This window comes from Variovorax frigidus (assembly GCF_051216515.1).
Lineage (GTDB): Bacteria > Pseudomonadota > Gammaproteobacteria > Burkholderiales > Burkholderiaceae_C > Variovorax.
In genome coordinates, this window is sequence record NZ_JBPJZF010000001.1 from 454,940 (window position 1) to 469,823 (window position 14,884).

9 protein-coding genes are annotated in these 14,884 nt (G+C 70.1%); 1 reads left to right on the plus strand and 8 read right to left on the minus strand.

Features of this window, described 5'->3' with window-relative positions; genetic code table 11:
- Nucleotides 1-23 precede the first annotated feature (23 nt).
- The 4 genes from ACSFBC_RS02175 to ACSFBC_RS02190 form a co-directional block, all read right to left on the minus strand.
- Nucleotides 24-5,366: a DUF4011 domain-containing protein gene (locus tag ACSFBC_RS02175; protein ID WP_435508663.1), complete on the minus strand. Its 5,343-nt coding sequence runs from the start codon at nucleotides 5,364-5,366 to the stop codon at nucleotides 24-26.
- 89 nt (nucleotides 5,367-5,455) lie between these two features.
- Entirely contained in the window at nucleotides 5,456-6,241 is a 786-nt protein-coding gene (locus tag ACSFBC_RS02180) for a hypothetical protein (RefSeq protein WP_435508664.1), read from the minus strand.
- Nucleotides 6,235-7,230, minus strand: a complete 996-nt coding sequence (locus ACSFBC_RS02185) for a hypothetical protein (protein ID WP_435508665.1) — start codon at nucleotides 7,228-7,230, stop codon at nucleotides 6,235-6,237. The genes ACSFBC_RS02180 and ACSFBC_RS02185 overlap by 7 nt, the downstream gene beginning before the upstream one ends.
- 177 nt (nucleotides 7,231-7,407) lie before the next feature.
- Nucleotides 7,408-8,742 (minus strand): aminotransferase-like domain-containing protein, encoded by a 1,335-nt coding sequence (locus ACSFBC_RS02190; RefSeq protein ID WP_435508666.1) that lies wholly within the window; start codon nucleotides 8,740-8,742, stop codon nucleotides 7,408-7,410.
- 95 nt (nucleotides 8,743-8,837) lie between these two features.
- Between ACSFBC_RS02190 and ACSFBC_RS02195 the strand changes: the two genes are divergently transcribed.
- Nucleotides 8,838-9,455 (plus strand): DJ-1/PfpI family protein, encoded by a 618-nt coding sequence (locus tag ACSFBC_RS02195; RefSeq protein ID WP_435508667.1) that lies wholly within the window; start codon nucleotides 8,838-8,840, stop codon nucleotides 9,453-9,455.
- A gap of 21 nt (nucleotides 9,456-9,476) precedes the next feature.
- On the opposite strand, the gene ACSFBC_RS02200 is transcribed toward ACSFBC_RS02195, so the two are convergent.
- The 4 genes from ACSFBC_RS02200 to ACSFBC_RS02215 are packed head-to-tail and all read right to left on the minus strand — an operon-like array spanning nucleotide 9,477 to nucleotide 14,707.
- Complete coding sequence (locus ACSFBC_RS02200) at nucleotides 9,477-10,316, minus strand: acyl-CoA thioesterase (protein WP_435508668.1); 840 nt, start codon at nucleotides 10,314-10,316, stop codon at nucleotides 9,477-9,479.
- Entirely contained in the window at nucleotides 10,313-11,284 is a 972-nt protein-coding gene (locus tag ACSFBC_RS02205) for an NAD(P)H-dependent flavin oxidoreductase (RefSeq protein ID WP_435509249.1), read from the minus strand. Before ACSFBC_RS02205 ends, ACSFBC_RS02200 begins: the two co-directional genes overlap by 4 nt.
- 5 nt (nucleotides 11,285-11,289) lie before the next feature.
- Nucleotides 11,290-13,479: a 3-hydroxyacyl-CoA dehydrogenase NAD-binding domain-containing protein gene (locus ACSFBC_RS02210; RefSeq protein WP_435508669.1), complete on the minus strand. Its 2,190-nt coding sequence runs from the start codon at nucleotides 13,477-13,479 to the stop codon at nucleotides 11,290-11,292.
- Nucleotides 13,480-13,501: 22 nt separating this feature from the next.
- Nucleotides 13,502-14,707, minus strand: a complete 1,206-nt coding sequence (locus ACSFBC_RS02215; RefSeq protein ID WP_435508670.1) for an acetyl-CoA C-acetyltransferase — start codon at nucleotides 14,705-14,707, stop codon at nucleotides 13,502-13,504.
- Between the last annotated feature and the right edge of the window lie 177 nt (nucleotides 14,708-14,884).

Genomic DNA, 14,884 nt, shown 5'->3' on the forward strand with positions numbered 1-14,884 from the left:
CGCTTCGGGCCGCGGCCCTTCCATCAGGGCGCGACCACCCCCTCTGCAGCTTCGCCCTCGTCCGCTTCGGCCGTCAGCGCCTGCAGCAAGCGCGTGAGCTTGTGCACCTCGCCCTGGGGGTCCATCCACCAATCCGTCGACCAGACGCGATGGATGTGCCAGCCCAGGCCTTCGAGCACGTGCTGGCGCAGACGGTCGCGGTCCCGGGCCGTGGCGCCGGAGTGGTAGGCGCGGCCGTCGCATTCGATGCCGACCAGGTAGCGCCCCGGCGCCCGCGGGTCGACCACCGCGAGGTCGATCCGGTAGCCGGAGCAGCCGACCTGCGGATGCACCGTCCAGCCGGCCTCGCGCAGCACCTTGATCACGGCCACCTCGAAGGGGCTGTCCGGGTCGCGGCCGGTGGGCACGCTCTGCTCCGCAAGGGCGCGCGCGCCGCGAATCGCGAATTCCAGGTAGTGCTTGAGGTCGCGCACGCCCGCGGCCCGCACGCGCGCGAGGTCGATCTGCTCGGGCATCAACGTGCTGTAGATCACCACGCCTTCGCGCGCGCGGGAGATCGCCACGTTGAGTCGGCGATGGCCGCCCTCCCCGTTCAGCGGCCCGAAGTTCATCGTCGTCTTGCCCGTGGCATCGGGGCCGTAGGTGATCGAGAAGAAGATGATGTCGCGCTCGTCGCCCTGCACGTTCTCCAGGTTCTTCACGAAGAGCTTTTCCCGCGTCTGGGCCGCGATGGCGCGGTCGAGTTCCGGGTTGGCGCGCCGGCGCGCATCCAGCAAGGTGTCGATCAAGGCCTGCTGCGTCTGGTTGAAGGTCACCACGCCCAGGGTCAGCTCGCGCTGCTTCGGATCGAGGTAGTGCGCCTCGATGCCGTCGACGATCGCGTCGGCCTCCGCCCGGTTGGTGCGGCTGCCGCCCCGGTCGTAGACGCCCGCGACGCGCTGGAACTTCACTGCCAGGTCGTCCGTGACCGGCGAGGGAAAGGTGACCAGCGAGTCCTCGTAGTAGCGGTGGTTGCTGAAGGTGATCAGGCTCTCGTGCCGGCTGCGGTAGTGCCATTTCAGGCTGAGCTTGTTCATGCCCGCGCCCAGGCACTCGTCGAGGATGCTCTCCAGGTCTTCCACGCGCTCGTCGTCGCCCGCGCCGGTCTCGTCGCTGTCCGATGACTTGTTGAAGAAGTTGGTCGGCGGCAGTTGCTTGGGGTCGCCCACCACCACGACCTGCTTGCCGCGCGCGATCACGCCCACGGCGTCCCAGACCGGGATCTGCGAGGCCTCGTCGAAGATCACCAGGTCGAACTGCGAGAAGCCGGCATCGAGGTACTGCGACACCGACAGCGGCGACATCAGCAGGCAGGGCTTGAGCTGCGGCAGCAGGGTCGGCATGGCCTGCACCAGCTGGCGCACCGGCATGTGCGCCCGCTGCTTCTGCCGCTCGCGCAGCAACCGGCCCATCTCGCTGGTGGGCTTGGCCGCCACGCCCGCGGACGACGGCACCTTGGCCGCGAGCGTGGCCGCCAGGTACTTCTCGGTGAGCTTCTGGAAGTTCGCGTCCGCGGCACGGAAGTCCCGGATCTTGCGTTCGTGCTCCGCGCTGGCGAAGTTACGCAGGATCGGGTCGACGTCGATGGCCTTCTTCGCCCACCAGGTCCGGTAGCTGAACTCGAAGTGCGATTCGATGTCCTGCAACGCCACCGCGCCGGCCTCGAGGTCCGAGACCAAGCCTTGCAGCCCGCTGGCAATGGCCCGGTCGCGCGCATGGCGCCACAGGCACCAGGCCTGGAGGCGCGGCCTGGCCGATTGCCATCCGGCCAGCACGCCCAGCATCCGCGGCAGTGCGCCATCGGCGTCGGCCTCGCCGGTCAGCGGTGCGACCGGCCTGGCCAAGGCCTCGACCTGGCCCAGTCCTTCGCGCATCTCGCGCCAGGCCGCGCGGAAGGCCAGCAGGTCCTGAGCCACGCGGCCACCGGGCTCGAGCAAGGCACGGTTCTCCGACACCAGCGGCTGCAGCAACGACCGCAGCGCGGCGGTCCGCTGTTCGTCGCCGGCCGCCAAGCGCACGACGGCATCGGCGAAGCGCCTGGCCCAGGTTTCGTGCGAGGCCAGAGCCGTCCAGTCGGTGCCGATGCCCTGATAGGCCTCGTCCAGCAGGCTCTGGGCCTCGGCCTGCATCGTGCGGAGCAACTGGTCTTCCTCGTTGAGATCGACCAGCGGCTGCAGCATGGCCTCGACCTGCGCAGCGGTGGGCCGCTGGCCATCGGTGCGGAAGACCGCGAGCTTGCCGGTCACGGCGCGCTTCTTGAGCAGCGCACCCAGCCACCAGGCCGCGCGGGCGGCAGACCATTCGGCGAGCAGCTCGGCGCCATTGAGTTTGGCGATGGTGGGCGTCCATCCCGCGCCGATGCGCGCCCAATGTCCTGCCCGCGCCGTGCCATGGCGCACCAGCGCATTCACGCGTGCCCGCGCGCCGCTGTCGTGCGCCTGCCGCGCCAGGCTGACCGGCACCTTCGGCGCGCCCAGCAGTTCGTCGACCAGCGCATCGAGCTGCGCCAGGCCCTCCATGCCCAGCCCGGCGGGGTCGAAACCCAGCACGGGCGCCAGCGCGGTGGCCCTGGCCTGCAGCGTCTCGGTCTGCTTCGCCAGTTGCTGGCAGGTCACCCACAGGTTGTCGCTCCAGGTCGGGCTCCATTCGGTCATGCCGACCAGGCGCAGCGGATGGCCGTCGAGGCCACCGATCGACCCGGCCAGCGTCGCCATGCTGCGCGCGACTTCACGCAGCGCGTCCAGGTCTTCGCGCCGGTGCGTCATGGCGTCCGACCAGGGCATCGCCGAGGGTTCCTTCGCCGGTGTGCCGATGCAGGTGCCGATCGCGTCGAAGACCGTCAGGCCGTTCGGATAGGCCCGATGCAGCGCATCGACAAGGCCGTTGAGCTCCTGCCGCAGCTGCGCCAGGCGCTCGGCCTCGCGCGACCAGTCCTCGGTCGTGCGCTGGCCCGCCACGTCGAGCGCGATGCCCAGTTGCTGGAGCACCTCCGACTTCTTCGACTTCGCCGAGTGCAGTTCCAGGCAGAAAGGCCCGAGGCCGATGGCTTCCAGCCGCCGGTGCACCACCGACAGCGCCGCCATCTTCTCGGACACGAACAGCACCGTCTTCCCCTTGCCGAGGCTGTGCGCAATGATGTTGGTGATGGTCTGGCTCTTGCCAGTGCCCGGCGGGCCTTCGAGCACCAGATCGCGGCCGGTGTCGACCGCGCAGAGGGCCTTCAGCTGCGACGAGTCCGACAGCAGCGGCGCCAGGATGTCCTGCGGCTGGAAGCTCTGGTCGAGCCGGTCGAATTCGCCTGCCTCGCCCTGGCGCTCGAAAGGCTGGCCGGGGTTGTCGATCAGGTGCCGGACGACGCGGTTGGCCTTGAGCTGCTCGGTGCGGTCCTGCAGGTCCTTCCACATCAGGTACTTGGTGAAGGAGAACAGGCCCAGGTAGGCCTCAGCGCGCACCTCCCAGTGCTTGATCTCGGCCACGGCCAGGCGGAAGGCCTGCAGCACGCGCTCGACATCCACGCCTTTCTCATCGATGGGCAAGGCATCGAGCCCCGGAATGCGCAACTCGAAGCTGGCCTTGAGGAACTGCAGCAGGGTCGGGTTGACGATGGCTTCGTCGTCGTGCCGCGTGAGGCGGAAGCCCGAGCGCACCGACTGCCGCTGCAGCGTGACGGGCACCAGCAGGATGGGCGCCATGTTCCGGCGCTCGGACTTCTCGTCTTCCGTCCAGCGCAGCAGCCCGATCGCCAGGTAGAGCGTGTTGGCGCCGCCTTCTTCCAGGCCGGTGCGCGCCGCGGTGTGGATGGCCAGCAGCCGGGCGTCGAGTTCCTCGGCCTTGACCTCGGCCAGCAGCTCCCGGTTGTCCAGCGCCTGCAGCGCCATGTCGTCCAGCGGCGAACGCCCGCCGCGGTCGGCATGGACCTGCGCCATGCGCGGGTCGGCGCCTTCCATCAGCGCGGGCACCGCGCGCAGCTTGAAGTCCTTGCCCTCGGCCAGCACGTCTTCCAGCCGCGCCAGCTCGGGCGCGACGAACTTGAGCGTGGTCTTCGTGAGCTTGAAATTCAGCAGCTTGTTGCGCAGCGTCAGGTCGAGCAGGCGCGCCTTCCATTGGGCCAGGCGCCCTTCGGGCGTGTCGTCGACCGGCAGGTCCAGCACCAGCCCGGCGGGGTCCAGCGCCGGCAACGGCGGCATGGGCTCGATCACCGCATCGGCTTGCACCTCGGTGTGGCCCTTTTCCGGCTCGACCGGCACCGCGCGCGACGGCAGCGGCTTGATCTGCACCTCGCGTGCGCGGTGGATGTCGATGGCGTAGCGGAAGCCGTCCTCGTCACGCAGGTGCTCGCCGCCGGACTCCATCGCAATCCGGAGGCTGGCGCGCTGGCTGTGATGGCGCGCGATGCCCGTGGTCTCGAACACCAGCAGCTCGCCGCTGTCGACCCGCTTGCGCACGGCCAGCACGTCGTCGGTCAGCGGGTCGGGAAAGCTGGTCGGGTGCAGCCAGACGCCGACCCAGGCATGGCCTTCCTTGATCAGCACCACCGGCCGCAGCCCGGCCTGCTCGAAGCAGGAGGCGAAGAGCATGGCCAGGTCGAGGCAGGTGGCGACGCCGGCCTCGACGATGCGGTCAGGCGTGCGGATCTTCTGGCCGTCGCTGCCGAAGGAGGCCGGCGGCTCGGCGTAGTGGAAGCCGGCCGCGGCCAGCGTGCTGTAGAGCGCCGATATCTGCTTCCACACCACCTCGCGGCTCTTCGACTGGTAGCCGTTCATCGACAGCGCGTGCTCCGCCTCGCGCAGCAGCGCCGAGGCCTTGCCGACCAGCACGTCGACGGCCGGGTTGTTGGGCATGCAGAAGGCCGCGAGCAGTTCGGGCAAGGCGCGGGTGCCGGCCCACTGGTCGTAGGCCAGCACCTCGACCGCGTGGCTCGCGCGCCCCAGTTCCGTCGCACCCGCACGGACGGTGACGCCGACCGTGGCCGTCAGGGCCTCCTGCAGCTGGGCGAGGTAGGCGTGGTCCGGGCGCAGGTCCAGCGGGGAGATGCGGCGAGATTCACCGGGCGCCAGGCGCTCGAAGCGCAGCGTGATGCCTTCGGCGAAGCGCGGGTTGCAGGCCACGGCGATCTCGATGTGCTCGAGCGCTTCGGCACCACTGTTCGTGACCCGCAGGGCCCGCACGACGGGCACGGCGTTCTGGATCGATGCATAGCCGAGCGTCGGGTCGGCTTCGATCTCGACGACCACCGGCCCGACCGCGGGGGTCGGCTGGCCCGGTTCGGAGGCGGTATGCAGGTCTGTTCCGTCTTCTTCTCGCGCGTCGTTGTCGGGGCCGTTCATTCGCTCGTTCCATGCTTTGATGCGGTTCATTTTGCATGGATGTGCGCAGGGTCAACGCGGTGCCTGCAGTCCCGGCAGCCGTTGGCTCGTCATCCGCCGGTTGGGGGTGGCCAATCGATCCCGAAAGCCTGAGCGATACGCGCCACCACGTCGGCCATCGCGACGTTCCCAAGCTGGATCGTCTGGGGATCGATGGACGTATCGGCTGCGACCGCGACCAGAAAGCGCCTCATGTCGCTGCCGATCTTCGGGTCGAGCGGAATGCGTGTGGCGGGCGCCAGCAACTGCGCGAGTCGCAGCACATCGTTCAGGTGCTTGCGGACATCCTTGGCATCCACCCTGGCGCCTTGCGCCTTGCGCGCCGTCAGCTCCAGCCAGGCGATGGCCTTGAGCGGGATGAGGCGATCCTCTCCAATGAAGGGCAGGCCCATGACTTCGCGCCGCCCGGCCATGATGAATGCGTAGTAGCCCTCGTCCAGCAGGATGGCGGACAGGCTGGAAACGGCTTCGTCCAGCGGTATCGGTGTCAGCCGACTGCCTTCGGCGGGTCGCAGTCCGTCGGGCGCTCTCGCGAACAATTCGAGCATCGCCGGATAGCGATCGTCAGCAGGCTTCTGGAATCGATAGAAGATCGGTCGTCCCGTGTCGCTGGCCTGGCGGATCTCGTAGCCACCATCTTCTACAAACTGCCAGATGGCCTCGCCAAAGGCCGGCGTCAACACCTCCACGTGCAACACGATGTCCAGGTCTTTGGTGGCTCGGAACGACAGCCCGGCCTCGTCCATCGTCAAGCTTGCTGCCGTGCCACCGATCAGCACGTACTGGTCGACGTGACCCGCAAATCGCTCCTGGAAAATGCGCAGCCCTCTCACCATGGAAGCTGCCCTTTCAACTCGTCCAACGCGAGCTGGACTCGGTCGTCGGGGGCGTCTTGCAGGCTGAGCATCAGCGAAAGCGGATCCACCGTGATGGCGTCTGGCACCAACGCCGGGCTGTAGCGCCACAGCTGCCATTCCTGCGCGTCGGCTTCGGGCTCAGGCAACGTCCGCACACCGGCATCCGTCGCGGCCTTCCATTCGGCGGCCGTCACGGCAAACACCGGGCATTGCGGCTCGGTCAGCATCGAGCGATGCGCCAGCGCACTCAGCCCCGCCACGCGCTGAGGCCGCGCTGCACCGCGCCCATGGGCTGCCACCCAGACCGTGCGCTTGACCGGCGTTCGCAGCGCGGGCTTCGCACGCTCCCAGAGTTGGCCCGGCGAGAGTTCCATTCGCAGCCAACGCGTGCGGCCGACCGTGTACGCGATGGCCAGTCCGGCCGCCGTCAGCTCCTTGACTGCGCGTGACAGCGTCATGGGCGTGTAGCCCAAGGCGACTGCGACCGTGGAGGGCTGCCAATCGGCTTGCCAAGGCTGGCGCAGCAAGGCCGTGATCAGCATCGCTTGAGCGGACGGGCTCAGCGCCGCTTCCGCCGCCGGAGCGCGCTGCCGAAAATACTCACGCAGGTCCAGGCCCAGATCCGGCAGATAGAGTTGGTTGCCCGGAACGACGAACGAGATCTTTTGCTCGATCAGGCGCCGACGGTCATACGAGGCCAGCGCATCGGTCACATAGACCACCGGCAATCCTGCCAGGGACTTGACCTTGTCCAGCCAGATCCGAACGTCCTTGAGCGACTGCTTCGCTTCGACGCGCCCTGTCGCGAGGAGGATGGGCTGGCCCAGCAACGCCAGCTCATGAAACTCGAAGGCGTCGCGCAGAAAGTACGGCAGCTCGTTCGAATGCGCCCACGGCCTGAGACCTGAGGCTTCGACACCCAGGACCTCTTGAAGGTAGCGTAGAACGGCAGTTGCGAGGGTGCTCACATCCCTTCCTTGGTAACTCGAATTCCGCACAATAACACAACAACTGTTACCGTGCTATTTTTCTGTTATCTCAACAAAAACACCTGTTCTCATGCCTTTCGTGGCCAGCACACGCGTCCATCATCACCAAGAAAAAACGGAGCTTGACCTCGCGGGCGCTCACGGATCCGAACACCCTCAGAACGTCTGCCCCTCGATCACCCGCCGGACCGTCCGCAGCACCGCGCCCAGGCCTTCCAGCGGGACGGAACCCAGCGCCAGGCGCAAGGCATGCGGCACGTGCGCGGTGGTCGCGAAGGGTTCGGCCGTCGAGACCGCGATGCGTTCTGCCAGCAGCGCCTTGGCCACGCGGTCGGCCCGCACCTCCTCGGCCAGCGTGAGCCACAGGAAATACGACGCGGGATGGCGCACGCAGCGCAGCCCGGCCAGCGCGTCGGTAGCGATCGCCTGCCGGTGCCTCGCGTCCGCGCGCTTCTCGGCCTCGAGCCGCGCGACCGTGCCGTCTTCCAGCCAGCCGCAGGCGATGGCCGTCATCACGGCGGGCGTGTTCCAGGTCGTGGTGCGGATCGCGCGTTCGATCTTGGGCATCCAGGCCGCGGGCGCCGCGACGAAACCCACGCGCAGCCCGGTGGCCACGCTCTTCGACAGGCCCGAGACGTACACGGTCGTCTCCGGTGCCAGCGCGGCCAGCGGCGGCGGCGGATCGGCGGCGAGGAAGGCATAGGCCGCGTCCTCGATGAGCAGCAGGCCGTGCCGGCGCGCCAGCGCCACCAGCTGCCGCCGGCGGCCGATGCTCATCACCCAGCCCAAAGGGTTGTGCAGCGTGGGCATGACGTACACGGCGCGCACGCGCCGGCGCCGGCACAGCGCTTCCAGCGCATCGAGGTCGGGCCCCGCGCCGGCCGCGGGCAGCGGCGCCAGCTCGAGGTGCTGCGCCTGCGCCAGCAGCTTGAAGCCGGGGTAGGTCAAGGCATCGACCGCCACCACGTCGCCGGGCTGCAACAGCGCCATCGCCGTGGTCGCCAGGCCGTGCTGCGCGCCGGCCACGATGGCGACCTGGGACGCATCCACTGCCAGGCCTCGGTCCGCGAGGTGATGAGCGACGGCGAACCGCTCGGACATGCGACCGCCGTGCGGCTGGTAGCGCAGCAGGGCCTCCAGGTCCGCATCGGCGGCGAGTTGCCGAAGCGCGCTGCGCAGCATGCCGGCCTGGGCGGGCAGCGCGGGGTAGTTGAAGTTCAGGTCCGTGGTGTCGGCCGCCACGGCGTACGGGTCGATCTCCAGGTGGCGCGGCAGCAGGGCTTCGCGCACGAAGGTGCCGCGGCCGGTCTCGCCGCTGACCAGGCCCATGGCCTCGAGCTCCGCGTACACGCGGGTGGCCGTGCCCAGCGCCACGCCCTCGCGCGCCGCCAGCTTGCGGTGCGTGGGCAGCCGGGTGCCGGGCGCGAGGCGGCCCTCACGGATCTCGGCCGCGAAGGTGTCGACCAGCGACTTGTAGCGGGCGTGGGCCATGGACCAATGTACTCATGACAATTATTTGATTGTATTGAACGTGCTTCCTACGATGACGGAACCCTCCACCCACGACCGCTCGCCGGAACACCCTCATGCACATCGCCATCCTCACCTTCGAAGGCTTCAACGAACTCGATTCCTTCATTGCGCTGAACATCCTGCGCCGCGTCCAGAAGCCCGGCTGGCGCGTTTCGATCGCCAGCCCCGCCAGCCATGTCCGCTCGATGAACGGCGTCGTGGTCGAGGCCCAGGCCACGCTGCGCGAAGCCAGCGACGCCGATGCGGTGATCGTCGGCAGCGGCCGGCTCACGCGCGAGGTGGTCGCCGACCCGGGCCTGATGGCACAGCTTCAGCTCGACCCGGCCCGGCAGCTGCTGGGCGCGCAATGCTCCGGCACGCTGGTGCTGGCCAGGCTGGGCTTGCTCGACGGCCTGCCGGCCTGCACCGACCTGACGACCAAGCCCTGGGTCCAGGACGCGGGCATCGAGGTGCTGGACCGGCCCTTCGTGGCCAAGGGCAACGTGGCGACCGCGGGCGGCTGCCTGGCGGCGCAGTACCTGGCCGCCTGGCTGATCGCGCGGCTGGAAGGCGAAGAGGCGGCCAGCGGCGCCCTGCACTACGTGGCGCCGGTGGGCGAGAAGGAGACCTATGTGGAGCGCGCGATGCGCAACATCGCGCCCTTCCTCGCGCGCCAGCCCATGACGGCCTGAGCCCCGCCCGCTGCCGAGGCCTCAGCGCCGCACGCGGATCAGGCCTTCCTGCGCCACCGACGCCACCAGCCGCCCGTCGCGGCTGAACAGGCTGCCGCGGCAGAAGCCCCGCGCATGCGCGGCCGAAGGCGACTCGGTGTCGTAGAGCAGCCAGTCGTCGCAGCGGAAATCGCGGTGGAACCACATCGCGTGGTCCAGGCTCACGCCCTGCACGCCGGGCTGCTTGAAGTGCAGGCCGTGCGGCTGCATGGCCACGCCCAGCAGGCTGTAGTCCGACACATAGGCCAGCAGCGCCTGGTGCAGCACCGGGTCGTCGGGCAGGGTTTCGGCGGTGCGCAGCCAGGCGCGGTTGACGGCCGGGCGCGGACCGGCGGTGGCCGGGTCGCGCGGGTCGACGAAGCGCAGGTCGAACACCTCGTCGACCGCACGCAGCGAGGCCTCGCGCGGGCCGGTCTGTTCGGGCGACGGCACCTCGGGCATTGCGGGCGCGTGCGACACGCCCTCCTCGCGCCGATGGAAGGAGGCCGACATGTGGAAGATCGGCTCGCCGTGCTGGATCGCGACCACGCGCCGGGTGGTGAAGCTCGCGCCGTCGCGGATGCGGTCGACGTCGTAGATGATGGGGGCCGCCTTGTCGCCGGGTCGCAGGAAGTAGCCGTGCAGCGAATGCGCCGCATGCTGCGGCACGGTGCGGGCCGCGGCCATCAGCGCCTGGCCCAGCACCTGACCGCCGAACACGGCCGGCGCGCCGATGTCGCTGCTGCTGCCGCGAAAGAGGTTGTGCTCGAGCTGCTCCAGCCGCAGCTGCGCGACCAGCGCCTGCAGCGCGGCGCCGCGCTCCCCGGGTGCCCAGGGGCTCACGAGACGAAGCGCCGGGCCACGTCGAGGCGCTCGCGGCAGTCGGCGACCATGCGTTCGATCAGTTCGGCGCAGCTGGGCACGTCGTCGATCAGGCCGATGCACTGGCCGGCCGAGATCACGCCGTCGTCGACCGCGCCCGAGGCCAGCGCCGCACGGCCGCGCGCCCCGGCCACCAGCGGGCGGATGTCCTCGAACTCGCAGCCACCTGGGCGCTGCTCGATGGCGCGCACCTCGTCGGCGATGGCGTTGCGGAACACGCGCGCCGTGTTCCTGAGCGTGCGAAACAGCAGCGCGGTGTCGCGCTCCGAGCCGCGCACCAGCGCCTGCTTGATGTTGTCGTGGATCGGCGCCTCCTGCGTCACGCAGAAGCGCGTGCCCATGTTCACACCCTCGGCGCCGAGCACCAGCGCGGCGGCCAGCCCGCGTCCGTCGGCGATGCCGCCCGAGGCGATGATCGGGATCTCCAGCGCGCGCACCGCGGCCGGGATAAGCACCAGGCCGCCCACGTCGTCCTCGCCCGGATGGCCCGCGCATTCGAGGCCGTCGATGGACACCATGTCGACGCCATTGCGTTCGGCCGACAGCGCGTGGCGCACCGTGGTGCACTTGTGGACGATGGTGATGCCGCGTTCCTTGAAGCGCGCGATGAATTCCTTGGGGCTGTTGCCCGCGGTCTCGACGATGCGCACGCCGCCTTCGACGATCGCCTCGACGTAGTCGGCGTACGGCGGCGGCTTGATCGAGGGCAGGATCGTGAGGTTCACGCCGAAAGGCTTGTCGGTCATCCGGCGGGTGCGCGCGATCTCGCGGCCCAGGTCCTCGGGCGTGGGCTGGGTGAGCGCGGTCAGGATGCCCAGGCCGCCGGCGTTCGACACGGCCGCGGCGAGCTCGGCCACGCCCACCCACTGCATGCCGCCCTGGATGATCGGGTAGGCGATGCCCAGTTGTTCGGTGACACGGGTGCGGATGCTGCTCACGATGCGTTCTTCAGGGGACGAGAGTCGGCGGCCTGCGGGGCCGGGGGATGGAAGGGCTGGCCGGCCTCGGCGCGGGCGCGCAGCCAGGCCGAGGGGCGGAAGCGTTCGCCGTGGCGCTCGGCCAGCGCGTCGCTCTGTGCCACAAAGGCGCGCAGACCGACGGTCTCGATGTACGACAGCGTGCCGCCGGTCCATGACGGGTAGCCCAGCCCGAGGATCGATCCCAGGTCGGCGTCGGCCGCCTCGGTGACCACGCCCTCCTCCACGCACTGCGCCGAAGCCAGCGCCTGGATGCCGAGCAAACGCTGCTTGAGTTCTTCGACCGCGGGCTGCACAGCGGCGATTGGAAATTCACCGGCCAATCCCGGCCAGAGCTGCTTGCCGCCCTCAGCCAGGAAGTCATGGAAGCCACCACCGCTCTTGCGGCCCAGCCGGCCCAGCGCGTTCATGCGCGCGACCACGGCCTGCGCATGGCCGCGCAGGAAGCGTGCGTCGAGGCCGTCGGCCTTGGCCTGGTCGATCACCTGCTGTTGCAGATCGAGCGAGACCTCGTCGGTCACGGCCAGCGGCCCGGTCGCGAAGCCGGCCTGGCGTGCGGCGTTCTCGATCAGCGCCGGCGCCACGCCCTCGGCCAGCATCGCCATGCCTTCGTCGACGTAGGCGCAGAAGATGCGGCTGGTGAAGAAGCCCGGGCTGTCGTGCACCACGATCGGTGTCTTGCGCAGTTGCTGCACGAAGTCGAGCGCGCGCGCGAGCGCGGCAGGCGCGGTCTGCGGGCCCAGGATGATCTCGACCAGCGGCATGCGCGGCACAGGCGAGAAGAAGTGCACGCCGATCAGCTGCGCCGGCTTCTGCCAGTGCGCGGCCAGGCTGTCGATGGGCAAGGTCGAGGTGTTGCTGGCCCAGACGAAATCGGCGGGCACATCGCCCAGCGCCAGCGCCGCGCGGGCCATGACCTCTGCCTTGACCGCACGGTCTTCGAACACGGCCTCGACCACGAAGTCGCTGCCGCGCAGCAGAGCGACGTCGGCCGTCGCGGTGATGCGTGCCAACCGTTGCTCGGCATCGGCGCCCTTCTCCTTGGCATAGGCCGCGGCGATGCGCGCCTTGGCCGCCTCGGCCGCGGCCTGCGTCGCATCGACCAGCACCACCGCGATGCCGGCCGCCGCCGCGACCTGCGCGATGCCCGCGCCCATCATCCCGGCTCCGAGCACGCCCAGGCGCTGTACCGGCTGGCGCGGCACCCCGGCCGGACGGCGCGCGAGCTTCTGCGCGGCGCCGCGGTTCACGAACAGCGTGCGCATCAGGTTGCGCGCGACCGGGCCGGCGAGCAGCGGGCCGAAGTACTGGGCCTCGATGCGCAGGCCGAGTTCGATCGGCAATTGCGTGCCCTCGTAGACCGCCGACAGGATCGCCAGCGGCGCCGGGTAGTTGTCCTGCGTCTCGCGCCGGATGCGTGCCACCGTGGCGCCGAAGCTGCCGTTGGCATGCGGCGCCAGCGCGCCGGTGCCGCCGGGCACGCGGTAGCCTTTCATGTCCCAGGGCTGCTGCGCCTCGGACTGCGCGAGCACCCAGCGCCGTGCGGTGGCGATCAGTTCACCGGCCGGCACCACCGCATCGACCAGGCCCAGCGCCAGCGCCTCGGCCGGCGCGACATGGCGCCCGGTCAAGAGCAGCGGCAAGGCCCGTTCGATGCCGATCAGCCGCGGCAGCCGCTGCGTGCCGCCGCCGCCCGGCAGCAGGCCCACCGTGACCTCGGGCAGACCGACCACGGCGCGCGGGTCGTCGACCAGCACGCGGTGGTGGCAGGCCAGGCAGAGCTCGAAGCCACCGCCCAAAGCCAGGCCGTTGACGGCCACGGCCACGGGCTTGCCGCAGCGCTCGAGCGCGCGCAGCGGCTGGGCGCTCTCGGCGATCAGTTCGGCGGCCTCGACGGCGGTGGTGCCGCGCGCATGGAAGCCGACGAAATCCTTGAGGTCGGCACCGGCCAGGAAGCCGTTGCGCTTGCCGGAGGTGATGACGGCACCGCGCACGTCCGCGCGCTGCGTGAGCTCGGCCACGGCCGCGCGCAGGTCGGCCGAGAAGGCGGGCGTGAAGACGTTCATCGGCCGGTCGGCCACGTCGAGGGTGATGAGGGCGATGCCGTCGGCGTCGACCTCGAAACGGAGGTTGGGGGTTGGGGTCATGGAGGACGGCTTCAAGAGGAGGTCAGACCCGTTCGATCACCAGCGCGGTCGACTGGCCCGCGGCGGCGCACAGCGTGACCAGGCCGGTCGACCGGCCGCTGCGTTCGAGTTCGTCGAGCAGCGTGCCGACGAGGATGGCGCCGGTCGCGCCCAGCGGATGGCCCAGCGCGATCGCGCCGCCGTTGGGGTTGATGCGCTGCGGGTCGATGCCGAAATGCCGCGCATAGCGCATCGGCACCACCGAGAAGGCCTCGTTGACCTCGAACAGATCGATGTCGCCGATGGCCATGCCGCAGCGCGCGAGCACGCGCTCGGTCACGGGCAGCGGGCCACCCAGGCTCAGCAGCGGCTCGTCGGCGCAGGAGGCCGCGGCCACCAGCCGGGCGCGCGGCTTCAGGCCGTTGCGCTCGCCGTAGGCGCGGTTGCCCAGCAGCACCGCACAGGCGCCGTCGACGATGCCGCTCGAATTGCCGCCGGTGTGGATGTGGGGCACGCGCTCGAGCTGCGGGTAGCGCTGCAGCACGATCGCGTCGAAGCCCTGCTCGCCCGCGCCGGCGAAGGCCGGCTTGAGCTTGGCGAGGTCGGCCATCGTGGTGCCGGGCCGGTTGGCCTCGTCGCGCGCCAGCACGGTGCGCCCGAGCACGTCGCGCACCGGGACCAGCGAGCGGTCGAAGCGGCCTTCGGCCTGGGCCTGGGCCGCGCGGCGCTGGCTCTCGACCGCGTAGGCGTCGACGTCCTCGCGGCCCACCCCGTCGAGCGCAGCCATCAGGTCGGCCGCAACGCCGTTGGGGATGTAGGGAAAGCGCCGGCCGATCGCCGGGTCGGTGTAGACCGCGCCGCCGTCGCTGCCGATGGGCACGCGCGACATCGACTCCACGCCGCCGCCGATCACCGCGTCGGCCTGGCCCGAGGCCACGAGGCCGAAGCCCATCTTGAGCGTGTCGAGCGCCGAGGTGCAAAAGCGGTTGAGCTGGTAGCCGCCCACGCTGTCGCCGTAGCCCGCGGCCAGCAGCGCGAAGCGCGCGATGTCGGCGCCCTGCTCGCCCACCGGCATCACGACGCCCAGGCCCACGTCCTCGATCTGCGACGGGTCGAGCGAATTGCGCTCGCGCAGGGCCTGCAGCACCTGCGCGGCAAGCTGGACGGGCGTGATGGGGTGCAGGGCGCCGTCGGGGCGGCCCTTGCCGCGCGGCGTGCGCACGTGGTCATACAGGAATACGTCGGTCATGTCGGTGCGCTGCAGCCTCGGACTGCAAGGGTTTCTCTGTTGGTCGATGGCCAGTCTAGAAAGCAGAATCGGAGCGCGAAATCGTCGGAACCGACGGAAATTCCTCGCCCGGGCGACCCCCACAATGGGTCCCCTCGAGGTGTCCGCCCGAAGCGCTGCGCCCAAGGAGACAAGACC